This is a genomic window from Nocardia veterana NBRC 100344, from assembly GCF_000308855.1.
Lineage (GTDB): Bacteria > Actinomycetota > Actinomycetes > Mycobacteriales > Mycobacteriaceae > Nocardia > Nocardia veterana.
In genome coordinates, this window is sequence record NZ_BAGM01000209.1 from 30,656 (window position 1) to 57,454 (window position 26,799).

23 protein-coding genes are annotated in these 26,799 nt (G+C 68.5%); 16 read left to right on the forward strand and 7 right to left on the reverse strand.

Features of this window, described 5'->3' with window-relative positions:
* Window positions 1–7 precede the first annotated feature (7 nt).
* Both ON37_RS29940 and ON37_RS29945 read right to left on the reverse strand, forming a co-directional pair.
* On the reverse strand, window positions 8–502 hold the full coding sequence (locus ON37_RS29940; protein ID WP_040724401.1) for a GNAT family N-acetyltransferase: 495 nt from the start codon (window positions 500–502) through the stop codon (window positions 8–10).
* On the reverse strand, window positions 499–1,959 hold the full coding sequence (locus ON37_RS29945; protein ID WP_040724316.1) for a bifunctional aminoglycoside phosphotransferase/ATP-binding protein: 1,461 nt from the start codon (window positions 1,957–1,959) through the stop codon (window positions 499–501). The genes ON37_RS29940 and ON37_RS29945 overlap by 4 nt, the downstream gene beginning before the upstream one ends.
* A gap of 268 nt (window positions 1,960–2,227) precedes the next feature.
* On the opposite strand from ON37_RS29945, the gene hypF reads away from it, so the two are divergent.
* From hypF to ON37_RS29995, 10 genes are all read left to right on the forward strand, one after another.
* On the forward strand, window positions 2,228–4,519 hold the full coding sequence (gene hypF / locus ON37_RS29950) for a carbamoyltransferase HypF (protein WP_040724317.1): 2,292 nt from the start codon (window positions 2,228–2,230) through the stop codon (window positions 4,517–4,519).
* 3 nt (window positions 4,520–4,522) lie between these two features.
* Window positions 4,523–4,786 carry a HypC/HybG/HupF family hydrogenase formation chaperone gene (locus ON37_RS29955; RefSeq protein WP_040724318.1) on the forward strand — a complete coding sequence of 88 codons (264 nt, stop codon included), beginning with the start codon at window positions 4,523–4,525 and terminating at the stop codon, window positions 4,784–4,786.
* Window positions 4,783–5,889, forward strand: a complete 1,107-nt coding sequence (gene hypD, locus ON37_RS29960; RefSeq protein ID WP_040724319.1) for a hydrogenase formation protein HypD — start codon at window positions 4,783–4,785, stop codon at window positions 5,887–5,889. Before ON37_RS29955 ends, hypD begins: the two co-directional genes overlap by 4 nt.
* Window positions 5,886–6,938 carry a hydrogenase expression/formation protein HypE gene (gene hypE, locus ON37_RS29965; RefSeq protein WP_040724321.1) on the forward strand — a complete coding sequence of 351 codons (1,053 nt, stop codon included), beginning with the start codon at window positions 5,886–5,888 and terminating at the stop codon, window positions 6,936–6,938. Before hypD ends, hypE begins: the two co-directional genes overlap by 4 nt.
* Before the next feature lie 135 nt (window positions 6,939–7,073).
* A complete protein-coding gene (locus tag ON37_RS29970; protein WP_040724323.1) occupies window positions 7,074–8,210 on the forward strand; it encodes a 4Fe-4S dicluster domain-containing protein in 1,137 nt (378 codons plus the stop codon).
* The gene (locus ON37_RS29975) at window positions 8,207–8,716 is read left to right on the forward strand and encodes a Crp/Fnr family transcriptional regulator (RefSeq protein WP_083893400.1); all 510 of its coding nucleotides are present in this window, start codon (window positions 8,207–8,209) and stop codon (window positions 8,714–8,716) included. Before ON37_RS29970 ends, ON37_RS29975 begins: the two co-directional genes overlap by 4 nt.
* On the forward strand, window positions 8,713–9,567 hold the full coding sequence (locus ON37_RS29980; protein WP_040724324.1) for an FAD/NAD(P)-binding protein: 855 nt from the start codon (window positions 8,713–8,715) through the stop codon (window positions 9,565–9,567). The genes ON37_RS29975 and ON37_RS29980 overlap by 4 nt, the downstream gene beginning before the upstream one ends.
* The gene (locus ON37_RS29985; protein ID WP_040724326.1) at window positions 9,567–10,340 is read left to right on the forward strand and encodes an NADH-quinone oxidoreductase subunit B family protein; all 774 of its coding nucleotides are present in this window, start codon (window positions 9,567–9,569) and stop codon (window positions 10,338–10,340) included. Before ON37_RS29980 ends, ON37_RS29985 begins: the two co-directional genes overlap by 1 nt.
* Complete coding sequence (locus ON37_RS29990; protein ID WP_040724327.1) at window positions 10,324–11,616, forward strand: Ni/Fe hydrogenase subunit alpha; 1,293 nt, start codon at window positions 10,324–10,326, stop codon at window positions 11,614–11,616. Before ON37_RS29985 ends, ON37_RS29990 begins: the two co-directional genes overlap by 17 nt.
* The gene (locus tag ON37_RS29995) at window positions 11,613–12,173 is read left to right on the forward strand and encodes a hydrogenase maturation protease (RefSeq protein ID WP_083893401.1); all 561 of its coding nucleotides are present in this window, start codon (window positions 11,613–11,615) and stop codon (window positions 12,171–12,173) included. Before ON37_RS29990 ends, ON37_RS29995 begins: the two co-directional genes overlap by 4 nt.
* Window positions 12,174–12,298: 125 nt before the next feature.
* Here ON37_RS29995 and ON37_RS30000 read toward each other — a convergent pair whose 3' ends face one another.
* On the reverse strand, window positions 12,299–12,772 hold the full coding sequence (locus tag ON37_RS30000; protein ID WP_040724329.1) for an NUDIX hydrolase: 474 nt from the start codon (window positions 12,770–12,772) through the stop codon (window positions 12,299–12,301).
* Window positions 12,773–13,039: 267 nt separating this feature from the next.
* The gene (locus tag ON37_RS30005) at window positions 13,040–13,690 is read right to left on the reverse strand and encodes a TetR/AcrR family transcriptional regulator (RefSeq protein ID WP_040724405.1); all 651 of its coding nucleotides are present in this window, start codon (window positions 13,688–13,690) and stop codon (window positions 13,040–13,042) included.
* Between the two features lie 132 nt (window positions 13,691–13,822).
* Here ON37_RS30005 and ON37_RS30010 point away from each other — a divergent pair, with 132 nt between their 5' ends.
* The 5 genes from ON37_RS30010 to mhpA are packed head-to-tail and all read left to right on the forward strand — an operon-like array spanning window position 13,823 to window position 19,659.
* Window positions 13,823–14,956, forward strand: a complete 1,134-nt coding sequence (locus ON37_RS30010; protein ID WP_040724330.1) for a VOC family protein — start codon at window positions 13,823–13,825, stop codon at window positions 14,954–14,956.
* The gene (locus ON37_RS30015) at window positions 14,953–15,891 is read left to right on the forward strand and encodes a fumarylacetoacetate hydrolase family protein (RefSeq protein ID WP_040724333.1); all 939 of its coding nucleotides are present in this window, start codon (window positions 14,953–14,955) and stop codon (window positions 15,889–15,891) included. Before ON37_RS30010 ends, ON37_RS30015 begins: the two co-directional genes overlap by 4 nt.
* Window positions 15,888–17,804, forward strand: a complete 1,917-nt coding sequence (locus ON37_RS30020) for an acyl-CoA synthetase (protein ID WP_051032313.1) — start codon at window positions 15,888–15,890, stop codon at window positions 17,802–17,804. Before ON37_RS30015 ends, ON37_RS30020 begins: the two co-directional genes overlap by 4 nt.
* Window positions 17,801–18,103, forward strand: a complete 303-nt coding sequence (locus ON37_RS30025) for a DoxX family protein (protein ID WP_051032314.1) — start codon at window positions 17,801–17,803, stop codon at window positions 18,101–18,103. Before ON37_RS30020 ends, ON37_RS30025 begins: the two co-directional genes overlap by 4 nt.
* Complete coding sequence (mhpA, locus tag ON37_RS30030) at window positions 18,100–19,659, forward strand: bifunctional 3-(3-hydroxy-phenyl)propionate/3-hydroxycinnamic acid hydroxylase MhpA (protein ID WP_040724336.1); 1,560 nt, start codon at window positions 18,100–18,102, stop codon at window positions 19,657–19,659. The genes ON37_RS30025 and mhpA overlap by 4 nt, the downstream gene beginning before the upstream one ends.
* A 35-nt stretch (window positions 19,660–19,694) precedes the next feature.
* Here the strand turns inward: mhpA and ON37_RS30035 are convergent, their stop codons facing one another.
* Window positions 19,695–20,906, reverse strand: coding sequence for an epoxide hydrolase family protein (locus ON37_RS30035; protein ID WP_051032315.1), 1,212 nt, complete (start codon window positions 20,904–20,906; stop codon window positions 19,695–19,697).
* 103 nt (window positions 20,907–21,009) lie between these two features.
* On the opposite strand from ON37_RS30035, the gene ON37_RS30040 reads away from it, so the two are divergent.
* The gene (locus ON37_RS30040; protein WP_040724338.1) at window positions 21,010–21,585 is read left to right on the forward strand and encodes a CGNR zinc finger domain-containing protein; all 576 of its coding nucleotides are present in this window, start codon (window positions 21,010–21,012) and stop codon (window positions 21,583–21,585) included.
* 83 nt (window positions 21,586–21,668) lie between these two features.
* On the opposite strand, the gene ON37_RS30045 is transcribed toward ON37_RS30040, so the two are convergent.
* Window positions 21,669–25,424, reverse strand: a complete 3,756-nt coding sequence (locus tag ON37_RS30045) for an ABC transporter ATP-binding protein (protein ID WP_040724341.1) — start codon at window positions 25,422–25,424, stop codon at window positions 21,669–21,671.
* Window positions 25,421–26,764, reverse strand: a complete 1,344-nt coding sequence (locus tag ON37_RS30050; RefSeq protein WP_040724344.1) for an LLM class flavin-dependent oxidoreductase — start codon at window positions 26,762–26,764, stop codon at window positions 25,421–25,423. Before ON37_RS30050 ends, ON37_RS30045 begins: the two co-directional genes overlap by 4 nt.
* Between the last annotated feature and the right edge of the window lie 35 nt (window positions 26,765–26,799).

Genomic DNA, 26,799 nt, shown 5'->3' on the forward strand with positions numbered 1-26,799 from the left:
GGCACCGTCACGGCTTCCCCAGCTGCAGAACCACGTGGACGATGCCGTCGTCGCGCCGGGCCGACATCGGCAGATCTATCTCCATCAGCAGCTGCATCATCGTGGAATTGGTCGTCATGATGTCGCCCGCGAACCGGTTGATGCCGTGCCGGCGTGCGGCGTCGGCCAGCCGGGTCAGCAGCGCGGTGCCGATACCGCACTGCTGCTCCGCGTGGGCTACGACCATGGCCACCTCCGCGCAGTCGGTGCCGGGCAGCACGACGTAGTTCGCGACACCGATGAGCTCGGCACCGAGAAAGGCGCCGAAGGCGCAGTGCGTCGGGTCGCTCGTCGAGATGATGTCCGCCAGCTGGTCGAGGTGTTTCGGCCGTGGTCCGAAGAAACGGAAGTAGCCGTCGCGTCGCCCCAGTGCGGCGTGCAGTTCGCGGACCGCATCGCGGTCGTCGGGTGTCAGGCGCCGGTAGCTGATCGTGCTCAGGTCCATGGTCGGCTTCGCGGTCATGAAGATGTCCGATCGTTCGTTCGCTGATAGATCCGCAGGGCGGCGGCGGTAGTCCGCTCCAGGGGTGCGGTGGTATCCAGGACTTTCGCATCCGGCCAGGGGTCTCGGTCGGCCGCCATGGCTGCCGCGATGGCGGCGGTAGCGTCGGATTCGGATCCGCGGCGGGCCGCGATTCGTGCGGCGGTCACCGATAGCGGTGCGCTGCATCGTATTTCGATCAGGTCGGCGAATGTCCGGGCCGCGAGGCCGTGCGCGCGTCGTCGCTGGGCGCCGTCGATCCAGCTGGCGTCGAGGACGACCGATCGGCCTTCGGCGAGTAGCGTCTGCGCCTCGGCGCGCATTACCGTATAGACGTGGTCGCGGGCGCCGGGTGTGTATGCGCCGGCGTCGTACTCGCCGCTCGCGCCGGCCAGCACGCCGCGGGCGCGGCGATCGGCGCGAACCCGATCGCTGGACAGCAGGACCGCGCCGGTCGCCGCGGCCAGGCGCTCGGCGATGGTCGACTTCCCGGTGCCCGGCAAGCCGCCGATCAGCACGAGTCGCACCCTGCCGGCCGCCAGGTGGCGCAGGGCGATCTCGATGTGCCGGACCGCATTTCCCGTTCGGTGGTCTCCCTGGTGCCAGCGCACGCAGTCCACCTTCGCGCGCACCGCCGCGCGGTAGGCGATGTAGTGGTGGTAGAGCGACTCCGGCGCGGGGTCGTGGGTCGTCTCGAGGTACTCCTCGACGAGCGCTCGCCCATAATCCGGGTACCCGAGACGTTCCAGATCCATGGCCAGGAAACAGATATCGTCGAGCCGATCGACATAGCGCAGTTCGTCGTCGAAATCGAGACAGTCGACGACCCGCACGCCGTCGTCGGTGACGAAGATGTCGTCGGCGCGCAGATCGCCGTGGCCGTCGACGATCCGCCCGGCAGCGATGCGCTTGTCGAACATTGCCGAGCGGCCGTCGAGATAACGCATCGCGGCGTCGGTCAGTTGCTGCACCGGCGCCGGCCGGAGCGGGGGACACGCCATTCCGGACACCAACGACAACCACCGCTGTCGAACCGCCGCCATCGTCGCCGCACGATCGATGTCCGCTCCGGTCGGCGCCCGGTCGTGCCAGGCCACCACCTCACGCACCAGCGTCGACAGGGTGGCGTGAGCGACGGCTGGATCATCGAGACGACTCGACAACCGGGCGGCGTCGGGCAGCCGACGCATCAACAGAACGGGTTCGTTCGCGCCCGTGGTCGGATCGCACAGGTGCCCCACGCCGAGATAGACGTCCGGGGCGAAGCGTCGATTGAGCTGGAGTTCACGGGCGCACGCGATTTCGCGCGCGGGGCGGGTGGAGAAGTCGAGGAAATCGGTCCGCACCGGCTTCTTGATCTTGTAGGCCCGGTCTCCGTACAGCACCACGACGGCCGAATGCGTTTCGGCGAGCGCGGCGAAGGGATCGTTGGTCTCCATCGTTACCAGCGTCGCCGACGACAGGCCGATTCGTGATGGACCAAAGTCATCGGCCCCGGGGCCGTGTGTCCCGGGTAGGTTGCCGATCACCGGTTCGGTGGCCGCCGGGATCGCAGCGGCGCTCGGGAACGGTCACCGCCGTTTCCCGATAAAGGGCCTTTCGACCCTAGGTGGACGGTGCCGCGCAGGCCCACCGTGAAGTGTGCGCGAATTCGACCGGAGGGCCCGCGGCTCGTGCCGACCAGGAGACCGGCGCGGCGATGTCGACGTGCCGCGCCGGGTCGTCGTGACCGTGCACGGAATCGTGCAAGGGGTCGGTTTCCGTCCCTTCGTATATCGGTTGGCGCACGAGTTCGGCGTGCTCGGCGACGTACGGAATGTGGGCGGGCAGGTGGTTGCGCGACTGCAGGGCGACTCGGCAGCCATTGCGGGTCTGGTTGCCGCTCTACGGGAATCGCCACCACCGTCGGCGCGCGTCGAAGGGGTGGACGTTGCGGAGCTGCTGCCCGACATCACGCTCGGCCCCGGATTCTCGGTGGTGGACAGTACCGAGCAGACGGTGGTGTCTGCACGGGTGTCTCCGGATCTGGCTACCTGCGCGGCGTGTGTGCGAGAACTGTTCGATCCGGCCGACCGCCGCTACCGATACCCATTTCTCAGCTGCACCGACTGCGGACCGCGGGCGACGGTGATCGACGCGCTGCCCTACGATCGTGCTCGCACGACGATGCGGATCTTCCCGATGTGCACCTCGTGCGCCCGTGAGTACCACGACCCGGACGACCGCCGCTTCCACGCCGAGCCGACCGCGTGTCCACGGTGCGGGCCCAGGTTGAGCTGGCTCTCCGACGGACTGGGCCGCGAGCCCACGGCGGATGCGGCGTTGGCCGTCGCGTGCGAAACGGTCGCGGCCGGCGGCCTGATCGCTGTCAAAGGCGTGGGCGGCTATCAATTGGTGTGCGACGCGGCGGCAGCCGAGACCGTGCAGCGGCTGCGCAAGGTCAAGTCGCGGCCGACCAAGCCGCTGGCGGTGATGGTCCGCGACCTCGACGCCGCACAGGGTATCGGCAGGGTCGATGACGCGGCTGCCGGGCTTTTGACCTCGCCGGCGGCTCCGATCGTCCTGGTGCCACACCGGTGTGCCCCGCTCATGAATGAGATCGCCCCCGGCGTGTCGACAATCGGGCTCTTCCTGCCGTACAGCCCACTGCATCATCTGTTGCTCGCCGAATTGAACCGCCCACTGGTCGTCACCAGCGGCAATCGTGCCGGCGCCCCCACCGTGACATCGGATTCCCGCAGCCTGCGTCCGCTCGTCGACGGCATTCTCACTCACGACCGCCCCATTCGCGCTCGCTACGACGATTCCGTGCTGCGCGTCGGTGCGGGAAGGACCACGACCGTCCGCCGGGCTCGTGGATACGCGCCAGGAGTGCTGCCGCTACCGGTTCCGGCCGCAGTGCCCCTGCTTGCGATCGGGGCACAGCTCAAACACACCATCGCAGTGGGTGTTTCGGATTCCGCATGCGTCGGCCCGCACACCGGTGATCTCGCCGATGCCGAGACCTATGCCGCGTTCGAACGGGCCGTGACCGACCTGTGCCGGCTGCACGGCGTGCACCCGGAAATCGTTGCGCACGACCAGCATCCGGGCTACCTGTCCACCGCTTACGCGCGCCGTCACTGGCCGGCCGGCCGACGCGTTGCTGTGCAGCATCATCATGCGCATGTGGCGGCCACCGCCGCCGAACATCGAGTGGCAGACCGCTTCATCGGAATCGCCTTGGACGGACTGGGTTTCGGAGACGACGGGACCTTCTGGGGCGGAGAAGTTCTGCTGGCCGACTACCTCGGCTACACGCGATTCGGGCGATTCGCCACTGCGCCGATGCCCGGCGGTGAGGCCGCGGTCCGCCACCCGGCCCGCATGGCGCTCGGCTATCTGTTCGGTGCGGAACGGTTCGGCACCGCCCCCGTCCCACAGATTGCCGCAACGGATCTGATGGACCGGATGGGCAGGCGGGAGGTCGCGCTGATTCGAACAATGATCGCCCGAAACCTGAACTGCCCACGTGCCTCCAGCGCCGGTCGGCTCTTCGACGCGCTGGCCGCACTGCTCGGGCTGTGCGACGACAACAGTTACGAAGGCGAAGCCGCCGTTCGGCTGGAATCCGCTGCCGCCGGGAACAGTGCCACCGAACCGCTGGCATGGACGCTGCACCGGCGCGGGGGCCTGCTGGTCTACGACCCGGTCCCGACGCTGCGCCACGCCATGGAACTGGCGGCCGGACACCCGGCCGGTACGGTGGCGGTCCGGTTCCATCGCGCCATCGCCGAGGTGGTCGTCGCCCTGGCCACGGAAGCTGCGGCTGCGAGCGGATCCCGGATCGTCTGTCTGGGTGGGGGTGTCTTCCAGAACGCGCTGCTGACCACGCTCGTGCTCGACGGCCTGGCTGCCGCGGGCCTGGACGCTTTCGCCGGCGAACAGGTGCCGATGAACGACGGCGGAATCAGTTACGGCCAAGCCGCTGTCGCGAGTGCGTCGACGAAAGGTGGATGACCGATGTGTCTCGGAGTACCGGGCCGAATCGTGAGCGTGCTCGGCGCGGACCCACTGCGTATGGGGACGGTCGACTTCGACGGGGCCCGCAGGTCGGTCTGTCTGGCATACGTTCCCGAGGCGGAGGCAGGTGACTACGTCATCGTCCACGTGGGTTTCGCGATCAGCCGGATCGATGAGGCGGAAGCAGCCGAAACTCTCGCGGTGCTCCGCGCCGTCCCCGACGCCCTTGCCACCGAACTGGGACCGGACCGGGAGGCCGGATGAAATACCTCGACGAATACCGTGATCCAGCGCTGGCCCGCCGGCTACTGGCCGAGCTGCGGGTCGTCGCGACGCGACCGTGGGCGATCATGGAGGTGTGTGGCGGTCAGACCCATACGCTGGTCCGGCAGGGAATCGACGAATTGCTGCCCGCCGGCATCCGGATGATTCACGGCCCTGGCTGCCCGGTCTGTGTCACCCCGTTGGAGATGATCGATCAGGCGGTGGCGATCGCCGCCCGGCCGGAGGTCATCTTCACCAGTTACGGTGACATGCTGCGTGTTCCGGGAAGCAGCGGCGATTTGCTGGGAGTGAAGGCGCGCGGTGGTGACGTCCGGGTGGTCTACTCGCCGCTGGACGCGGTGACTGTCGCACAGCAGAATCCGGACCGGGAGGTGGTCTTCTTCGCGGTCGGCTTCGAAACCACCGCACCCGCCAACGCGATGGCGGTGTTGCACGCCGCCGAAGCCGGTGTCGGGAACTTCAGCGTGCTCGTCAGCCATGTGCTCGTGCCGCCGGCGATGACGGCGATCCTCGATGCGCCGGACAACCAGGTCCAAGGGTTCCTTGCTGCCGGGCACGTCTGCGCGGTCATGGGATGGACCGAGTACGAACCGATCGCCTCGAAGTATCGGGTGCCGATCGTGGTCACCGGATTCGAACCGCTGGACCTGCTCGAAGGCATCCTGATGGTGGTGCGCCAACTCGAGCACGGGCGGGCCGAACTCGAGAATCAGTACGCTCGCGCGGTCCGACGGACGGGGAATACCGCTGCGCAGCAGGTGATTCGGCGTGTGTTCCGGATCACCGCGCGCAACTGGCGCGGAATCGGCGTCATTCCCGGCAGCGGTCTCGGCCTGACCCCCGAGTTCGCCGGCCTCGACGCACAGCGGCGCTTCCGCGTCACGACCGAAGTGTCCGACGAGAACCACGACTGCATCGCGGGCGACATCCTGCGCGGCACCGCACTGCCGACCGACTGCGCGGCCTACGGAATCCGGTGCACGCCTCGGCATCCGCTGGGTGCGCCGATGGTGTCCGCGGAAGGTACGTGCGCGGCCTTCTACACTGCGGGCCGCAGTCCGCTCACGGGGGTGGTCCGATGAGCACCCTGGACCCGTTGCACACGAGTTGCCCGGCGCCGCGCCGGGAATCGGAGCGAGTCCTGCTGGGTCACGGCTCGGGCGGTCAGCTCATGAGTGAGTTGATCGATCAGGTGATCCTCGCCGAACTCGGTGACACCGGGGCCTTGCAGGACGCCGCAGTGGTCGAGATCGCGGGCACCGACGTGATTGTCAGTACCGACAGTTTCGTGGTGACACCGCGGATCTTCCCCGGCGGCGACATCGGCGCACTCGCGGTACACGGCACCGTCAACGATCTCGCCATGCGGGGCGGCCGGCCGGTCGCGCTGGCGCTGGCGTATGTCCTCGAGGAAGGGCTGCCGGTGGCCGAGTTGCGCACCATCACGGCGTCGATCGCCCGCGCCGCCGCGGCGTGCGATGTCCGGATCGTCACCGGCGACACCAAGGTCGTCGATCGTGGCGCCGCTGACGGTATCTACATCACGACCACCGGCATCGGATCCAGGCTTCCCGGCGCCGACCCCGACGCGACCCGCGGCCGGCCCGGCGATGTGGTGCTGGTGTCCGGGCCGATCGGCGCACACGGTACCGCGATCCTCTGCGCTCGGGGCGATCTCGGACTGGACAGTGAAATCCGTTCCGACACCGCGCCGCTGCACGAGATGGTGGCGGCGATGGTCGCCGCGTGCCGGGGGGATATCCACACCCTGCGTGACCCCACCCGCGGTGGTTTGGCGGGCGCTCTCAACGAACTCGCGGCGGAGTCCGGAGTCGGTGTGGAGATCGAGGAGTCCGCCGTGCCGGTCCCGACCGCGGTCGCGTCCACCTGCGAACTGCTCGGTCTCGATCCGCTGCACGTCGCCAACGAGGGCTGTCTGGTCGCCTTCGTAGCCCCGGACGCCGCGCCCCGGGCATTGGCGGCCATGCGCGCGTTCGCCGGTGGAGTGCAGGCCACGCCCATCGGCAGGGTGACCGACGGGCCCGCGGGCCGCGTTGTGGTACGCACTCTGGTCGGCTCGACACGGCTCGTGGACATGTTGGTGGGCGAACAGTTGCCGCGCATCTGCTGATCCACACCATCAGGAGTGGGGACGTCCGGCCGGGCAGCGAGGACCTTTGCCGGTTCCGGATGCGACGCCGAGCCGCCCAGACTCGGATCTGACCGTTCAAGGAACACATCGACCCATGGTGAGCAGAGGCTCGATATGACTGTCGGCGATACCGTGACAATCGACAGGGCGGGCTTGGACCGCCTGGTGACCGTCCTGGCCGGGCACGGGTACCGGGTCATCGGCCCGCGGGTACGCGAGGGCGCGATCGTCCTCGACGAGCTCGAGTCGGGCTCCCAGCTGCCGGCGGGATGGGGCGCGCACACCCAGCCCGGACGTTATCGGCTGTTTCGCCGGGAGGACGAAGCCGTCTTCGCGCATTCGGCCGGACCCGGATCGTGGAAGCAGTTCCTCCATCCACCGCATCGCATGACCGCGCGACTCGACGCCGATCTGAATCACCAAGGCGTGCCGGATGTTTCGCCACCGATGGCCTTTTTCGGCGTGCGAGGCTGCGATATGGCCGCGATCGCTGTCTTGGCGCGCGTGCTCGGTGGCGGGGCGCATCCCGATCCTGCTTTCGCGAGCCGGCACGGCCGGCTGTTCGTCGTCGCCGCGAACTGCACCGAACCCGGCGGCGTGTGCTTCTGCGCCTCGATGGGGACCGGGCCGGGAGTGTCCGCTGGGTTCGACCTTGCCCTCACCGAACGCGTCGACGATCGCGGGCACCGGTTCCTGGTCGAGATCGGAAGCGACGCGGGCGCGCGCATCGTCGAGGACCTGGCCACCGAATCGAGTTCGGCGGCGGAGATCTCGGCGGCTCGCGCCGAGGTCGCGGCAGCGGCCGGCCGGATGGGCCGCAGCATGCCCGACGTCGACGTGCGCGAGGTCGTTCACCGCTCCCGTGAGTCCTCGCATTGGGAGGACGTCGCGAACCGCTGCCTCACCTGCGGCAACTGCACCATGGTGTGCCCCACGTGTTTCTGCACCACGACCGAGGACGTCTCCGACCTGACCGGCGAGCACGCCGAGCGCTGGGAACGTTGGGCCTCGTGCTTCGAGATGGACTTCTCCTACTTGCACGGCGGCAGCGTCCGCCGTTCGACGGAGAGCCGGTACCGCCAATGGCTCAGCCACAAACTCGACACCTGGTACGACCAGTTCGGCAGTTCCGGCTGCACGGGTTGCGGGCGCTGTATCGCGTGGTGTCCGGCCGGTATCGATTTGACCGTGGAAGTGGCCCGGTTCGCCGAACTGCTGGAGAACGGCGATGTTGCTGGAGAACGGCGATGACCACCGCTGACGAGCTCTCCCGGTTCGCACCGCTCGCCGGTCTCGGCCGCGGCCACCTCCACACGCTGGCGCGAGCGGGTCGAGACGTGCGGTACCCCGCCGGGCACCGGCTGATCAGCGAAGGTGGGCGAGCCGACCGGTGCTGGCTGATCCGCTCGGGCTGTGTGGTCGTGGATGCGGTGGTGCCTGGACGCGGCGCCGTGGTGGTGCAAACGCTCGGTTCGGGGGATGTGCTCGGCTGGTCGTGGTTGGTGCCGCCCTACCGCTGGCACTTCGGAGCCGTCACCGCCGAACCGGTGGCGGCGATCGAATTCGATTCCGGCCGCTTGGCCGAACTCGCCGACGCCGACCCGAAGCTGGGCTATCTCCTGACGCGTTTGCTTTTCGAGGCACTGCTGGAACGGTTGCAGGCGACGCGGGCCAGACTGCTGAATCTCTATCGCAACCCCGGCGAAACCCGCGCCACCGCGTCGCTGAGTCTCGCCGGAACCGGAGACAGGCGATGAGCAGCGCGCTGTCGACCCGGGCGCCAACCGAGATCGACACGATGCTCCGGTATCGGGTCGCCGGCCGGATCCCGCAGACTGCCGACACCGTCACTCTGCTGCTGACACCGGTGGACATCGCGGCGCAGCGATTCCGGGCCGGCCAGTTCATGATGCTGTACCGATTCGGGATCGGGGAGATCGCCGTGTCGATCAGCGGGAATCCAGGTGCTCGCAGTGATTTTCTCGAGCACACGATCCGGTCGGTCGGCGCGGTGAGCGCCGCGCTCCACGATGCCCCCGTCGGCGCCGTGGTCGGCGTGCGCGGACCGTTCGGTACCAGCTGGGACCTCGACGCGGCCGTCGGCCGAGATCTGATCATCGTCGGCGGTGGCGTCGGTGTCGCACCCTTACGCCCAGTGGTGCTCGAGGCTCTGGCGCGCCGCACCGACTACCGCCGGATCGTGCTGATCACCGGCGCGCGAACCCCCCGCGAGATCCTGTTCGAGCCCGATCAGCGCACGTGGCAGGCCGGCGGCGACATCGAACTCCATCAGACGGTCGATCACCCGGCGCCCGGCTGGACGGGACGGGTCGGGTTCGTCACCGAACCCCTCGGCACACTCGTCGTGGATCCCGGCCGCACCGCGGCGTTCGTGTGCGGGCCCGAACCGATGATGCGATTCTGCGCGCAGGCTTTGCTGCGTAAAGGCGTCCCCCCCACCGACATCCGCATCTCGATGGAACGCAATATGCAATGTGGGGTGGGCCGGTGCGGCCATTGTCAACTCGGTCCGGTACTGATTTGCCGGGACGGGCCGATCGTCGATTACGCGGTGGCCGAACCGCTGATGTCGGTGCCGGAGCTGTGATGGGCACCCCGACGCTCGCGGTCTGGAAGTTCACCTCGTGCGATGGCTGCCAGCTCACATTGCTCGATTGCGAGGACGAACTTCTCACACTCGCGGGCCGGATTCGCATCGCCCATTTCACCGAGGCCTCGAGCGCCGTCGAACCCGGGCCCTACGATGTGTCGCTGGTCGAAGGCTCGGTGTCGACACCGGAGGAAATCGACCGGATCGCCGAAATCCGCGAGCAGTCGAGGATTCTCGTGACGATCGGCGCCTGCGCGTGCCATGGCGGGATCCAAGCGCTGCGCAATTTCGCCGACGTCGCCGAATTCACCTCGGTGGTGTACGCGGATCCGCAGTACATTTCGACGTTGGCGACGGCCACCCCGATCGCCGAGCACGTGCGGGTGGATTACGAGCTGCGTGGGTGCCCGATAGACCGCCGTCAGCTCGTGGACACGCTGTGCGCCTTGCTGGCCGGACGTGTACCGGATCTGCCGAATACCAGCGTCTGTACCGAATGCAAGCGCCGCGGAACGACCTGCGTGATGGTCGCCGACGGCATTCCGTGCCTCGGTCCGGTGACCCAGGCCGGCTGTGGTGCCCTGTGTCCGTCCTATCACCGGGGTTGCTTCGGCTGCTTCGGCCCGATGGAACGGCCCAATATCGGCGCTCTGTTGCCGATCCTGGAAGTCAACGGCATGTCCTACGAGGACATCGAACGAGCGTTCAGCACCTTCGCCGTCGCCGCTCCGCCATTTGCCGAAAGGACGCACAATGAGCCATCGGAGTAGGCAATTGCGCGTCAGCTCCTTGGCCCGCGTCGAGGGTGAGGGCGCATTGCGGGTCGTGATCGAGGACGGCCGAGTCGAACGCGCGGAACTGAACATCTACGAGCCCCCACGGTTTTTCGAGGCGTTCCTGCGTGGCCGGGCTTACACCGAGCCGCCGGACATCACTGCGCGGATCTGCGGAATCTGTCCGGTCGCCTACCAGACCAGCGCATGCAATGCGCTCGAACAGGTCTGCGAGATCGAACTCGATGTCTCCCTGGCGGCCCTGCGACGGTTGTTGTACTGCGGTGAGTGGATATCCAGCCATACCTTGCACATCCACCTGCTCCACATTCCGGACTTCCTCGGGTATCCCGACGCGATCACGCTGGCGAGTGATCATCGGGAGTTGGTCGAACACGGCCTCGCGTTGAAGAAGGCGGGTAACGGCCTGCTCGAACTCATCGGTGGCCGCCCGATCCACCCGATCAATGTCCGCGTGGGTGGCTTCTACTCCGTCCCCACCCGCGCGCAGCTGGTGTCGATCGCCGAGCCACTGCGGCGGGCGCAGGAGTACGCCATCGAGACAGCGCAGTTCGTCGCCGGATTCGAGTTTCCCGATCTGGAACTCGACCACGACTTCCTGGCCGCCACCGCGCCGAATCACTACGCCATCGAGAACGGAAGTGTCCGATCCAGCACCGGTTCGTCCTTTACCGCAGCGGAATTCGGCGACCACGTGACCGAGGAGCAGGTGCCGCATTCCACCGCCCTGCAGGCACGACTGGACGGCCGGCGCTACCTGACCGGACCGCTGGCCCGCTACAGCCTCAACGGCGCACAGCTGTCACCGCTCGCTCGCCAGGTTGCCGCAGCCGTGGGCCTGGGCTCGCAATGTCGTAACCCCTTCCGAAGCATCCTGGTTCGCGCAGTCGAAGTCGTGTACGCGATCGACGAGGCGCTCCGGCTGATCGACGAGTACGAGGACCCCGCGCGCCCGGCGGTCACCGGCGCACCCCGCGCGGGGTGCGGATACGGTGTCAGTGAAGCTCCTCGGGGTTTGCTCTACCACCGGTACCAAATCGACGACGCGGGCGTGGTGCGCGCGGCGACGATCGTCCCGCCGACCTCCCAGAACCAAGCCGCCATCGAGGACGATCTGCGTCGGGTGGTCGAGAACAACCTCCACCTGGACGACTCGACGCTGACCGGTTTGTGCGAACGAACGATCCGCAACTACGACCCGTGCATTTCGTGCTCGGCCCACTTCCTGGAACTCGAGTTGGTGCGCCGATGACCGGTCGGCGGGCCGTCGTGATCGGCGTCGGCAACGAGTACCGACGCGACGACGCCGTCGGTCCGGTGGTGGTTCACCGGCTCGAAAGGCTCGGCATCCCGGACGTCTCGGTCGCGGTGTGCGATGGAGAACCCACCGGCCTGCTGGACTTGTGGGCGGGCGCCGACCTCGCGGTGGTGGTGGATGCGGTGCTCTGCGAGCCTTCGACTCCGGGCCGCATCTGGCGCACGACGATCGAAGCGCTGCGAGGCCGGACGTATGCGGCAAGCTCGCATGCGCTGGGTATCCCCGACGCCGTCCCGTTGGGCCGGATCCTCGGCCGCGTCCCCGCGGAACTCGTCGTCGTCGCCGTCGAAGCCGAAGTCGTGGATCTGGGAGTCGGACTGTCGGATCCCGTGGCGGCGGCCGTCCCGGAGGTGCTCGCGGCCGTGCTCACCGAACTCGCCCGGGTGGGAATCGCGTCCGCACATACCCGGCCCACGAGCCCGGACAGCGGAAACGGACACTCCTGCAAGCGGCCGTCGCACCAGGAGCCGGGCCCGAGTCCGCACGAGTGAAGAGTTCCGGTCGCCGCCCGGCGGCCTCGCCGTGACGGATGTTGTCGAACAATCACCAAGCACTGACTCGCACGATCACCGCTGCTGCGTCGGGATCAAGCCAGGGCGAGGTGCCCGGGCCCTTCTCATCTCGAGGTTTCCGGTGACGGGGTTCGGGTTTCGGCGAGCTTGCGGTAGTCCTCGAGGATGCGGCGAATGGAGGGGGTCACGCGCAGGTCGCTGTTCAGCGGCGCCCAGGTGTAGGCACTGTGGGCGGACAGGCGGATGGGGTACGTGTCGGCTACGTCGACGGCGAAGTGCAGGCGCCGTACCGGATCTCCCATGGGGGAGAGGTAGTCGAAAGATCCGACGTGGCAACGGATCCGGGTGACGATCAGTCCGGTCTCGGTGGCGACGGCCCGGGTCACGGCCGCGTCGAGCGGTTCGCCGGGTTCGACGGTGGTGCCGGGAAGTTTGAGGGTGGCCTTGATGGGACCGCTGTCGTCACGTTCCAGCAGCAGAACTTCCCCGCCGCGATCGATGATCGTGCCGATGCGTAGTGCGACACCGTCCTTTTCCGCGCGCTCGTAGAGTTCATCGAGCAGGGATGTAGAGATCATCCGACTTACCAACCCTCGATCGGTGCACCACCCGGGCCGTACAGTGACGATCCATTATTGCGGAATACATGGTCGCGGGTGGCGAAAAACGTCAGTGTGCCGTTGTTCGGCGAGGCGTCCCGGTGGCGCCGGCGGAACCACGCCCGTTCGCCTGGCGATCGCCGCCACCGCGGTATCGGCCATCGTCACTCCTCGACTCGTGGAATGAAAGATATTGTCCAGCACCGGAAGAAGAGTGGCACACCACAATTTGCCTGCTGCTGTGGGTCAGTCGGCGTGGGGCGGGTCCAACGGGGGGAGCGGGCGCCGGCAGATCTCGTGCGCTTCCTCGGGCGGGAGGCCGAACATGCGGAGCAGGTCCTCGGCCACTTGGTCGGTGGCCTCGGTGTCGTCGCGTTCGGGGTGGTCGTGCAGCAGGCGTCCGAGGCACAGGGCCGCGCCGGCGACGATCGTCATCGACAGTTCCGGATCGCGAACGTCGAAGCGCCCGGCATCGACTGCGGCCTCGATATCGCGCCGCGCCCGGGGGGCGAGCCCGTGATCCGAATTCGCTAGCCGTAGGCCGTCGTTGAGTAGAACTTTGCTGAGGGTGGGATATCGGCGGTGCAGGCGGCCGGTGAGCCGGAAGCTCTGTGCGAAGACCTGAGCGGGGTCATCGACGTCTTCGCACAGGACGTCGAGCAGGGCGCCGTGGCGGTCGAGCGCCTCTTCGACGGCGGCTCGGAACAGTTCCTCGCGGCTCTGGAAGTGGTTGTAGAACGATCCCATGCCGACGTCGGCGGTCTGGGTGATCTCGACGATCGGCACGTTGATCTTGCCCTCGGCCAGCAGTGATTGCGCCGCGCCGACCAGTGCGGCGCGGGTACGGGCCTTGCGGCGTTCCAGGCGATTGGGTCCCGACCCGTTGCTCGCGGTCATCGATGCACCTCTCCTGCTGAACAGGGTCACCATCATAGCCACCGGGCTCAATTTTGACGGAATCGTCATAACTCTTGACTGACGCGCCGTTCGCGAGTGACGATATCGTCAGTAATTGGAAGGGAGTGGTCGATGAGCGGCCAGCGCGATGTGCACAGCGGCCTGCACAGCGAACATGGAGCGCGCGCGGGTGAGCATCCGGGCCGGGCGAGCAATCCCGTGATCAAGGTGCTGGACCTGGCGTGGCTGGAGTTCGAGAAGCCCGACCTGGACGGGGCACAGGCCTTTGCCCACGCCTTCGGCTTCGCGACCGCCACGGGGACGGCCGACGAGTTGCGGCTGCGCGGGACCGATCCGGGTGCGCCCTGCGTACTCATCCGGCGTGGCGGTCGCTCGCGCTTCGTCGGTCCGGCCTTTCGTGCCGCCGATTCCGCCGATCTGCTGCGACTGGCCGCGGCGACCGGCGCGCGGGCCGTGCCGTTGCCGGAATCGCTGGGCGGACTGACCGTCGACCTGGTGGATCCGAGCGGGCTGCGGGTGCGGGTGGTCGCCGACATCCACGAACTGGACGCCTTGCCGCCGCAGCGGCCCCACCTGTTCAACTTCGGGCACGAGCCGGCGCGGGTCAACGCCACGCAGCGTCCGCCGCGCGCGCCGGCCCGCGTGCGCAGGCTCGGACATGTGGTTGTCCAGTCGACGAGATACCGCGAGACCCTCGACTGGTATCTGCGGAATCTGGGCCTGATCGTCAGCGACTTCCTCTACTACCCGGGTCAGCGAGAGCGTGGGCCGGTCATGAGTTTCATTCGCTGCGACCGGGGTTCGGTGCCGACCGATCACCACACGCTCGCGCTGACGCTCGGGCCGTCGAATCGCTATGTGCACTCCGCGTATCAGGTCACGGACCTGGACGCGCTCGCGGCGGGCGGTGAGTATCTGCGCGAACGGGGCTATCGCCGATCGTGGGGGATCGGCCGCCATATCCAGGGCAGCCAGATCTTCGACTACTGGCGCGATCCCGACGGGTTCATGGTCGAGCACTTCAGTGACGGGGACATGTTCGACTGCACCCTCGAGCCGGGCTGGGCGCCGATGAGCGCTTCCGGTCTGGCGCAGTGGGGTCCGCCTGTGACCAAGGACTTCCTCGGCCTCACGCCCGGAGCCGAATCGCTGCGCGAACTGCGCTCGATCGTCGCCGCGCTGCGCGAGGACAACGAATTCGATATCCGCCGCCTGCGCGGCCTGTTGAAAGTGGCCAATTCATGAGCACATCCATCCTCCGCACCGCCGACGCCTGGTGGGTGCAGACGCCCGCCGGTGCGGCCCGTATAGATACCCGGGCGACGACCACGCGGGAACTGCTGTCCGATCGCGACGCGATCGCGAAGGCGGCCGCGAGCGCAGATGTCGTTGCGCTGGAAAACCTTTCGCTGATCTCGCCGGTGACCGCGCCGTGCCGGGTGGTGGCGCAGATGACGAATTTCGCCTCGCACGTCAAGGATTCGGGGATGGACCCCGAGACGGTGCCGCTCACGTTCTTCCGCAAGGCATCCGGATCGATCAGCGGACCCCGCGACGACATCATCCGGCCCGCGCATGTGCAGCTGCTGGACTACGAGGTGGAGATCGGCCTCGTGTTCGGCCGTGAGATGCCGGTCGGTTCCGACATCGCGGCGGAGAACCTCGCGGATTACCTCGCCGGCCTGGTGGTCACGAACGACATCTCGGCGCGCGACGTGCAGCTACCGAAAACCCAGTTCTACGAGGCGAAGTCGTATCCGACCTTCACCCCCGTCGGCCCGGCGCTGGTGCTGCTGGACGCCGACGAGCTGAAGCGGTTCGGGGATCTGCGGTTGCGGCTGTGGGTCAATGGCCAGGTGCGGCAGGACATGACGGTCGCGGACATGATCTACCGGCCGGCCGACACGCTGCGCGCGCTGACCCGCTTCCAGCGCATGGACGCCGGGGACCTGCTGCTCACGGGAACCCCGGTCGGCACCGCGCTCAGTGCCCCGCCCAAGCCGGTGGAAATCATCGGCTCGCTGCTGCCGCCGAAGGTCAAGTGGAAGCTGTTCTTTCAGGGCCAGGCCAAGAATCCCAAGTATCTGAAGGACGGGGATGTGGTCGAGGCCGCGATCGGCACCGACGACGGCGCCCTGGACCTGGGCCGCCAGCGAACGGTCGTGAGGTACGCCCGATGACCGACAACTCGACTCTCGACGCCGCGGCGGAGGACTTGCTGTGGCCCCGGTACACCGGTCCGGAGGACTTGGACGCGATCGAGGCGGTGCCGCTCGAGGCGCGCGGCTTGCCCGAATCGACCTACGCCCTGCTGGTTCGGGCGGCGACGCGGTGGCCGGAGCGGACCGTGATCACCGTGCTGCCGGATGCGGCGCGGTGGCGAGAGCCGGTGCGGCGCACCTACTCCGAGCTGCTCGCCGTTGTGCACAGGTACGCGAACCTGCTGCACGAGCTGGGTGTGCGCCGCAGTGATGCGGTCGCGTTGATCGCGCCGAACTGCGCGGAGCTGATCCCGGCGACCCTCGCCGCGCAGTTGGCGGGCATCGCCGCGCCGATCAATGGCGGCCTGTCGCCCGAGCACGTCGCCGAACTGCTGCACCGCTCGGGCGCTCGAGTCCTGATCGCCGCCGGTCCGGAACTAGCGCCCGATACCTGGACCGCCGCAAGCGAACTCGCGGCGCGCGGTCTGGTGGATGCGCTGCTGGTATTGCGTCCGACAGCAGGCCCGAAGCCACCGCCGCTCCTGCCCGGGATCGACGGCGTCCGGGTCGGTTACCTCGATGCCCTTGCTGCCGAGGAGGATTCGAGCCGGTTTCGCGGAGAGCCGCCGAGGGCATCGGATCTGGCGGCGCTGTTTCACACCGGCGGCACGACGGGGGTGCCGAAGCTGGCGGCGCACCGTCACTCCGGTGAGGTGGCCAATGCGTGGATGATCGCGGCCAACTCGCTGCTCGATGCCGAATCGGTGGTTTTCGCCGCGTTGCCGCTGTTCCATGTCAACGCGCTGGTCGTCACCCTGCTCGCGCCGCTGTTCCGTGGTCAGCCGGTGGTGTGGGCCGGTCCGCTCGGATACCGCGACGTCACGCTGTATGCGGAGTTCTGGAATATCGTGGCGCACTACCGCATCGCTGCGATGAGTGCGGTGCCGACCGTGTACGCGGTGCTGGCCCAGTGCCCGATCACCGCCGACATCTCCAGCCTGCGTTACGCGATGGTCGGCGCCTCACCGCTGCCGCCCGCGGTGCGCGAGAGCTTCCAGGAGCACACCGGAGTCACCCTGGTGGAAGGCTATGGCCTCACCGAGGCCACCTGCGCCACCGCCCGCAGCTTCCCCGACCTGCCGCGACCGGGCGCGGTCGGGCAGCGCATGCCCTATCAGCGGGTCGCGGTCGTCCGAACCACCGAAGACGGGGTCTGGCAGGCGCTGCCTCCTGGCGAAACGGGTGTGCTGACGATCAGTGGCCCCACGGTTTTCGCCGGATACGTGACCGGCCGAGACGAACACGGTCACCGTCTCGACGGTCTGGGCACGCTGGTGGATGGCTGGCTGAGTACCGGCGATCTGGCCCACATCGACGAGGAGGGATTCATCCATCTGCACGGTCGCGCAAAGGATCTCATCATCCGCGGCGGCCACAATATCGATCCCGCGATCATCGAGGATGCGCTGCTGAGCCACCCACGGGTGAGCGCGGCCGGGGCGGTGGGTCGCCCGGATGTGCATGCCGGCGAGGTCCCGGTCGCCTACGTCACGGTCACCGCGGGTGCGGAGGTCGGCGAGGACGAACTGGTGGCGTGGGCGGCCGAGCGGGTGCCCGAGCGCGCCGCCGCCCCCAAGACGGTCACCATCCTCGACGCGCTGCCCGTCACCGATGTCGGAAAACCGTACAAGCTGGGCCTGCGCGCGGACGCCACGCGCCGTGAACTCCTCGACGCGCTGGCCGCGATCTCCAGCGTCACCGGTGTCACCGCCGCGGTCGAGGACGGCGCGATCGCCGCCACCGTCGAACTCGAGTCCGATGCCGACCGTGACGGCGTCGAGGCGATCCTGGGCCGCTACGCGATCGACGCGAGAATCGAGGTGCGGCAATGACAACGGCCAAGGTCGCGGCGGTCGCGTCGATGCGCGAGCGTCCGGCGCATCTCGGGTACTCCACCACCGCTTTGCGCGGCATCGGCGCGGTCGAACTCCTGGCGGCCGGTGGGGTGTTACTGGGACCGTCCCGCCCGGCGATCGGCCGGGCAGCCGGGGCCGGGCTGCTGCTGTTGATGGCCGGTGCGGTCGCCGGCCACCTCCGAAACCGCGACCGCACAGTCGATCTCGGGTCCGCCGCCCCTACCGGGGTATTCGCCGCGGCCTATGTCGCCACGGAGGTGGGTGAGCCCTCGTGAACACCGTCCCGATTCCCGTGGTGATCGTCGGGGCGGGTCCGTCCGGGCTCACCGTGGCCACGTTGCTCGCCCAGTACGGCATCGAATCGCTGCTCCTCGAGCGGTGGGAGGGCGTCTATCCGCAGCCGCGCGCGGTCCATCTCGACGGTGAGGTCCGGCGGATCGTCGAACGTCTCGGCATCGGTGCGGGATTCGATGCGATCGCCCGGCCCGCACTGGGGTTGCGCCTGGTGGATCCGCGGCATCGGGTGCTGGCCCAATTCGACCGCGATCCGGGCGGGGGCCGCAACGGCTTCCCCGAAGCCAACCTGTTCGACCAGCCGGAGCTGGAGGCGCTGTTGCGCGCCAATGTGGCACGGTATCCGACCGTCTCGCTGCGCGGAGGTGTGGAAGTCACCGGGTTGGTGGTCGAGAAAGACTGTGTCCGAGTAGATTTCGACGACCGTGCGACCGGCGGGACCGATTCGGTACAGGCCCGCTACGTGCTGGGGTGCGACGGCGCGAACAGCCTGGTGCGCACCGTTATCGGTGCGCGCATGCGGGACCTGCGATTCGAGCAGCGTTGGCTGGTCGTGGACATCGCGACCAGGACCGATCCCGGGCACTGGGGCGGCGTGCATCAGGTGTGCGACCCGCGTCGAGCCGCGACCTACATGCGCATCGGCGACACCCGCCACCGGTGGGAATTCCGTTTGCGCCCCGGCGAATCCGCCGACGACTACCGCGATCTCGCCCGACTCTGGCCGCTGCTCGCCCCATGGCTGGCCGATGCCGACCGGGAGGGCTTGGAGCTGGTCCGGGTGGCGGATTACACCTTCCGCGCGCAACTGGCCGATCGGTGGCGCGCGGGGCGGGTGTTCCTGCTCGGCGATGCCGCCCACCTCACCCCGCCGTTCGTCGGGCAGGGCATGGGCGCGGGCGTGCGCGATGCCGCCAACCTCAGCTGGAAGCTGGCGGGGGTACTGCGCGGCGAGCTGCCCGAGCAGGTGCTCGACAGCTACGAAACCGAGCGGAAACCACACGCGCACATGATGATCCGGCTGGCGAAGCTCACCGGCCTGACCATGACCGAGGGCGGCGAGCTGGGCAATCGGCTGCGCAGCCTGCTCGCCCCGCGCCTGCACCGGGTGCCCGGGCTGACTCGGACGATCATCAGCGGAGAGTCACCGCCGCTGCATCGCTCCGCGCTGGTGGTCGCGCCGCCGCTGCGGCGAGGTCTGGCCGGACGGCTGGTTCCGAACGAACGGATGGCCGACGGGCGTCGAATCGACGACCTCATCGCCGGGCGTTACGCCGTCATCACCACGGCCGGCCCGGCTCCCACGGAGTCGGTGACCGTCGAGCAACGTGGCGGCGTGGTGGTGCGGGCCGGGCCCGGCACCTCGTTGTACCGCTGGCTGCGCGGCGGGCGTGCGAGCGCCGTACTGGTCCGTCCCGACGGCACCGTTCAAACCTGCGGAACAACGCTGTCGGATCTGTCTTCCTCGTTGCCGAGTTTCGCACCGAGCGCGCGGCCGGCGCACACCGGCTCGCCGAGCCCGCATACCCCGGACTGATGCCCTTCGCGCTGCTGGCGACGCCGGACGACGACCTATCCGGCGACAACCCGCGTGGGGTGGGCGGCCAGGACGGCCGCGAGACCTTCACGCACGTCCTCGACGAAATACCCGGGAACCTCCAGTGACGGGAAATGACCTCCGCGCTCGGGCTCACGCCACCGCACGATCTGCCGGTAGCGCTGTTGTGCCCAAGGGCGGGGGCACTTCTCGATGTCGCGGGGATACATGGTGACGGCCGCCGGGACGTCGACTCGGAGGTCGGGGTCGAGCGAATTGTGGCTTTCGTAGTAGATGCGGGCCGCCGACGCGCCGGTGCGGGTCAGCCAGTACAGCGTCACGTCGTCGAGAACGCGATCGCGGGAGATCGTTTCGAACGGGCTGTCCTCGGTATCGCTCCACTCGGCGAATTTGTCGAGGATCCAGGCGAGCAGGCCGACCGGGGAGTCGACCAGCGAGTAACCGATGGTCTGCGGACGGGTCGCCTGCTGCTTCGCGTAGGCCGCGCGGTGGCGCCAGAAATGGCGGGTTTGCTCGGCCCACGTACGCTCGAGTTCCGTCAGCCCGTCCGTCGTCACCCCGGACGGCGCCTCGGCGAACACCGTGTGGATGCCGAGCACGTGCCCGGGGAACCTGCCGCCGAGGATCGTGGTGATATTGCCTCCCCAGTCGCCGCCGTGCGCCAGGAATCGGTCGTAGCCGAGCCGTCCCATGAGTTCCACCCACGCGGCCGCGATCTTTTCCGTTCCCCACCCCTCGGTGGCCGGCTTGTCGCTGTAGCCGAAGCCCGGGAGCGACGGGATCACGAGGTGGAACGCCGGCGCGGCCGCATCCTTCGGCTCCGCCAATTCGTCTGCCACATCAACGAATTCGACGATGCTGCCGGGCCAGCCGTGGGTCAGGATGAGCGGTGTGGCATCCGCGCGGCTGGATCGGCGGTGCAGAAAATGAATACCCAGGCCATCGATCGTCGTGCGGAACTGGCCGATTCGGTCGAGCCGCGCTTCGAACTCCCGCCAGTCGTATCCGGTGCGCCAGTAGTTCACGAGGTCGACGAGGTCGGCGAGCGGAACGCCCTGTCGCCACCGACGGCGGCCCGTCGCGGCACGATCGACCGTTTCGGTTTCCGGTAGCCGCGCCGCCGCCAATCGCGCACGCAGATCGTCCAGGTCGGCGTCGGTGGCACGCGCCTCGAATCGCGCTATGCCGGGCGGCTGGTGCGAGGTGCGGTGGCCGGCTGCGGACATGAAACCTCCTGGTCATCGCGGAACCGGTTCCGAGAGCTATCGGAACCGCCTATGACGGTTCTAACACGGGGTCTGCCGGCCTGCAACCGGCTATGGTGGTTCCATGCCTGGTGGGTTTCCCGAATTTCGTCTCGGCGCAGTGCTGGCGACCAGCTTCACCGGGACGCTGTCGGAGCGGTACGGCGAACCCGTGGAACGCATCCCCACCCCGCGGCGACTCGTCGACTGGCTGGCGGTGAACGGCCTCGCGGTGGACTCCTGCACCGCGGCCCAGCTCGAACGCGCCCGGGAACTCCGGGAATCGATTCACGCCACCGCGACCGCGGCGGCGCTTCACGAGGCGCTGCCGGCCGCCGCTGTCGGGGTCATCAACGACTGCAGCAGCAACGGCCGGGCGGCCGCCATCCTGACGACCGAGGGCAGTCGGCACTGGCGGCTCGGCTCGGCTTCCGGTGTGGACGACGCCCTGGGCGTGATCGCCGCCGATGCGATCGAGATCATCGCCGGCGACCGCGACGGGCGGTTGGCCCTGTGCGCGTCGCCGACCTGCCGGGCGGCCTTCTTCGACACCAGCCGAAGTCGCACCCGTCGATGGTGCGATATGAACACGTGCGGAAATCGTCAGAAGAAGGCGCGTTTCGCGGCGAAGCGGCGGCCCGTCTCCCCGGTGGCGCGCTGATGTCGCGCGAGACGAGGTCGGCGATGTCGAATTCGGCACGGACGTGAGCGCGGAGTTCCGACGAGCGGGCGAACCGGCGCACGCTACAACCGCGCCGATTCACGATCGACATCGGTTCGCGACGCTCCCACATACGCCCGCCACAGCGCCGCGTAGGTACCCTCCGCCCGCAGCAGTTCCTCGTGCGGGCCGACCTCGGCCAACCGCCCGCCCACCATCACCGCGACCACATCGGAGTCCGCCGCGGTCGCCAGCCGATGCGCCACCACGATCGTGGTGCGGCCCGCGGTGAGCACATCGATCGCGGCGCGGACGCGGGCCTCGGTGGCGAGGTCCAGCGAGGCGGTGGCCTCGTCGAGGATGAGGATGTCGGGTTCGACGAGCTGGGCTCGGGCGAGGGCGAGCAATTGCCGCTGCCCGGAGGACAACAGCCTGCCCTGCGGGCCGATCGGGTGGTGATAGCCGTGGTCGAGCGCGGCGATCATCTCGTGCGCCCCGACCGCCCGGGCGGCCCATTCGATCTCCGCGGGATCGGCGTCCGGCCTGCCGTAGGCGATGGCCTCGCACACGGTGTCGCCGAACAGGTACGGCTCCTGCGGCACCACGCCGAGGCGTTTACGGTAGTCCTCCAGCCGGAACTCGCGAATATCGATGCCGTCCACCAGAATTCGTCCGTCGGTCGGGTCGTAGTAGCGAGCCAGGAGTTTGACCAGCGTGGACTTTCCGGCCCCGGTCTCGCCCACCAGCGCGACCCGCTGCCCGGGTTCGATCCGCAACGTCACGTCGTGCAGGACGGCAGCGTCCTCGGGCCGGTACCGGAACCACACATTCCGGACCTCGATCGCACCGTCGACCCGTCGCACCGCTCGCGGCCGCGCCGCCTGCGGGGTGGCGACCTCCACCGCGAACAGCCGGCCGAGCCGATCGACACCGACCACCGCCTGTTGATAACTGTCGAACACCTGCGAGAGCTGCTGAATCGGCGCGAACAGCAGATCGATGTAGAGCAGGAACGCGATGAGCGTCCCGGCGCTCAGCGCCGCGCCGCGCACCTGATGCACACCCACGGCGAGGACGGCGGCCGTCGCGACCACCGACAGGAATTCGATGAACGGGAAGAACACGGCCATCAGGGTCTGGCTGCGCAGCCGCGCGTCGCGGTACTCCCACGACAGCCGGTCGAACCTGGCCCGGTTCAGCGCTTCCCGGCGGTAGGCCTGCGTGACCTTGATGTTGTCGACGTTCTCCTGCAGGTAGGCGTTGACCGCGCTGACCTTGTCCCGCGCCTTGTTGTAGGCGGGCACCGACAGCCGCCGGAACCAGACCGTGGCGGCGAGGAGGATCGGCATGAGCGCCAGCACCACGACGGCCAGCCGCGCGTCGATCACCAGCAGTGCGATCACCACGCCGCCGATGGTCAGCGAGGAGGTCAGCGCGGTCGACAGGCCGGTCTGCAGGAAGGTGGACAGGCCGTCGACATCGGTGGTCATGCGGGTCATGATTCGCCCGCCGAGTTCACGTTCGTAGTACTGCAGGCCGAGCCGCTGCAGCTGGGCGAACGTCTTCACCCGCAGGCCGAACAGCAGCCGCTCCCCGGCCCGCCCGGTGACCCGCACCTGCGCGACACCGATCACCCAGTCGGCCAGCACCACCGCGGCCGCGAGTGCCGCCGCGCCGAGCAGGACGTCCCGCGCGCCGACCAGAACTCCCCGGTCGATGCCGTAGCGCACCAGCACCGGAATCAGAATCTGCGCGATCGCATCCAGTGCGACCAGACCCAGACCGGCCAGCAGCGGACCGGCGAACGGACGCAGCAGTCGCCGCAGACCGAACTCGGGATCCGCTGTCCGGGTGAAGATTTCGGGAACCTCGGGTTCGCCGGTCACCGGCGGCAGTGCGTCGATGAGCGCCTGCACGTCACCGCTGGGCGGCGCGGAGGTCATCATGCCGCCGCCGCGTCCGAAACCGCCCGCCCCGGCCGCATGCTGGGAGAACGCCCGCGCCATCTGCTCCAGGGTCCGGCTCTCGTCGCCGTGCTCGGCGGGTTCGGCCCACAGGATCTCGGTCGGCACGGCATCGGTCGTCGTGCGCAGTGCCGCGCCGATTTCCGCCACGTCCGGCGGTGTGAACAGCGTCGCGAACAGGGCGCCGGATTCCTGGAGCTCGGCCAGGGTGCCCGATTCGGCGACCCGGCCACCGTCCAGGATCACCACCCGATCGGCCAGGGCGAGTGTCGAAACCCGGTGCGCCACAACTACCGTGGTGCGACGCCGCACCTCGGCGGCGATGCGTTCGAAGATGGTCTGCTCGACCTTCGCATCGATCGCCGAGGTCGCATCGTCGAGCACCAGGACGGGGGCGTCGGTGATCAGCGCGCGCGCCAGCGCGAGCCGCTGCCGCTGGCCACCCGAAAGCCGTTGTCCTCGTTCGCCGATCCGGGTGTGCAACTGGTCGGGCAGCCGCCGGACGAACTCGTCGGCCGCCGCCAGGTACAGCGCGTGCCAGACCTGATCGTCGGTGGCATCCGGACGGCCGTAGGCCACGTTCGCCCGAATCGTGTCGGCCATCAGGTGGGTGTCCTCGAAGACGATGGCCACCCGGCCGCGGATATCCGGCAACTCGCGCACATCCGCGCCGTCGAGCCGCACCACACCGGCATCCGGATCGATCAGCCGTGGCAGCAGCGCGGTCAGAGTCGACTTACCGGAACCGGCACCGCCCGCCAACGCCACCGTCGTTCCGGCCGGGATGGTCAGGTCCAGACGGTCGAGAACCGCGGTGTCACCGATCCGCACGCTCACCTCGGCCAGGTCGATCCGCGGCGGCGCGGCGGCCGCGGTGAGCGGGGCGAGCGCACCTGCCTGCCGGCCCGGGCTCGCCTCGATGACCTCGCGCACCCGATCCAGCGACGCCTTCCCCTGCTGGCTCACCGTGAGCAGTGTCGAGAACTGCCGCACGGGACTCACGAACGACCCCAGATACGTCATGAACGCGAGAAACGTTCCGAGACTGATGTTCCGATGAAGAGCGAGCAGACCACCCACCACCAGAATGAACACCTGTCCCAGCGCCGGCAGGGCGGCCATCGCCGGGGTGAACCGGCTGGTGATCCGTACCACGCGCAGCCGTGACCGGAACAGGTCGCGGGCGCGCCGCTCCAGCTCTCCCGTCTCCCGGCGCTCCTGCCCGAACCCCTTGACCACGCGCACCCCGGCGACGGCCGACTCCACCCGCATCGCCACCTCCGCCGCCTGGGCCTGTGCGTCCCAATTGGCGGGGAACAGTTCTCGCTGCGAGCGCCGGGTGACGAACCACAGTGCCGGCAGCAGCACGAGCGCGATGGCCGCCAGCGGCAGCGACATCGTCGCCATCAGGACCAGCGCCGTCACCAGCAGCGCCGCATTGCCGGTGACGATCGGAACCAGTTGCAGGAACATCTGGATCAACGTGATGTCGCTGATCGCGCGGCTCACCACTTGCCCGGTGGACACCGCCATCTGTTCGCGGCCGGGCATCCGCACCAGCGCGGCGAACAGATCCGACCGCAGATCGAACTGGACGCCCAGCGACAGCGTGGACGAGCACACCCTGCGCAGCATCGACAACCCGAAGCGGAGCACACCGATGACGATCAGGACGGTGACGGCGGCGGCCGGCGGTACCCGGGAATCGCCGAGCGTATCGACGACATGGCGCACCACCAGCGGGAGCGCCGCGGTCAGCGCGGCACTACCGAGGGCGCCGACGGTCGCACCCGCGACGGCGCGCGGATGCGACAGACATCGATGCAGCAGATACCGCACCCACCCCTGATCGGCAGCCGAATACGTCCGGCTCACCGGGCGATCGCCGCATCGGCGGCCACGGTGAACCGGTTCTCCGGACGCGCGAGTCCGTAGTGCCCGCGCAAGGTGGTCGCCTCGTATTCGGTGCGGAACAGGCCGCGCTCCTGCAGAATCGGCACCACCTCGTCCACGAACCGCTCCAGCCCCGAGGGCAGCGCGGCCGGCATCACGTTGAAGCCGTCGGCGGCGCCGTCGGTGAACCATTCCTGGATGGTGTCGGCGACCTGTTCCGCGGTGCCCGCGAAGGTCCGATGCCCGCGCCCACCACCGAGGCGCGCGATCAGCTGGCGCACCGTGAGTCGTTCCCGGCGAGCGAGATTGACGATCAAGGTGAACCGGCTCTTCGCACCCTGGATCTCGTCCTCGCTCGGCAGATCGGCGGGCAGCTCGCTGTCCAGATCCAGCGCCTCCACCGGCAGCTTGAACCGTTCGGCGAGAGTCCGCCGCTGGTATTCCGGCTGGATGAGGTGGGTCAGTTCGTCGTCGAGTTCGCGTGCGTGCGCCTCGGTGTCGCCGATCACCGGGACGATACCCGGCAGGATCTTGACGGTGCCGGGGTCGCGGCCGAGCCGGCGAGCCCGGTCCTTCAGATCCGCGTAGAACTGCTGACCGTCCTCGAGGGTCTGCTGTGCGGTGAAGACCGCCTCGGCGTAGCGGGCGGCGAACCCCTTCCCGTCCTCGGACGAACCCGCCTGCACCAGAACGGGATAGGCCTGTGGCGACCGCGGCACATTGAGCGGTCCCGCCACCCGGAAGAACTCGCCGATGTGGTTGATCTCGCGCACCTTGTCGGGGTCGGAGTGGATGCCGAGTTCCTTGTCGCCGATGAAGGCGTCGTCGTCCCAGCTGTCCCAGAGTTTGGTCGCCACGTCGACGAATTCGGCGGCCTTCTCGTAGCGCAGCCGGTGATCGGGAACGTCGTCGAGGCCGAAGTTGCGGGCGGCGTCGGCCCCGGCGGTGGTGACGATATTCCAGCCCACCCGGCCGCCGGACACCCAGTCCACCGAGGCGAATCGCCGGGCCAGATTGTAGGGATCGTTGTAGCTGGTCGACGCGGTGGCGATGAGGCCGATGCGGCTGGTGCGCAGCGCGATCGCGGTCAGCAGAATCGTCGGCTCCAGCTTGCCGACCGGCCGGCGGCCCGGATCTCCTTGCAGCACCGGCGAATCGGCGAAGAAGATCGAGTCGAACAGACCCCGTTCGGCGGTTTGCGCCAGCCGGATGTAATGCTCGATATCCAGGTGCGCCAAAGGATTCGACTCGGGTAGCCGCCACGACGCCTCGTGGTGGCCGGTCGACATCAGGAATGCGTTCAAGTGCAGGGTTCTGCTCATCGGGTGACGAAATTCTTTCCGGTAGTGAATGTCCG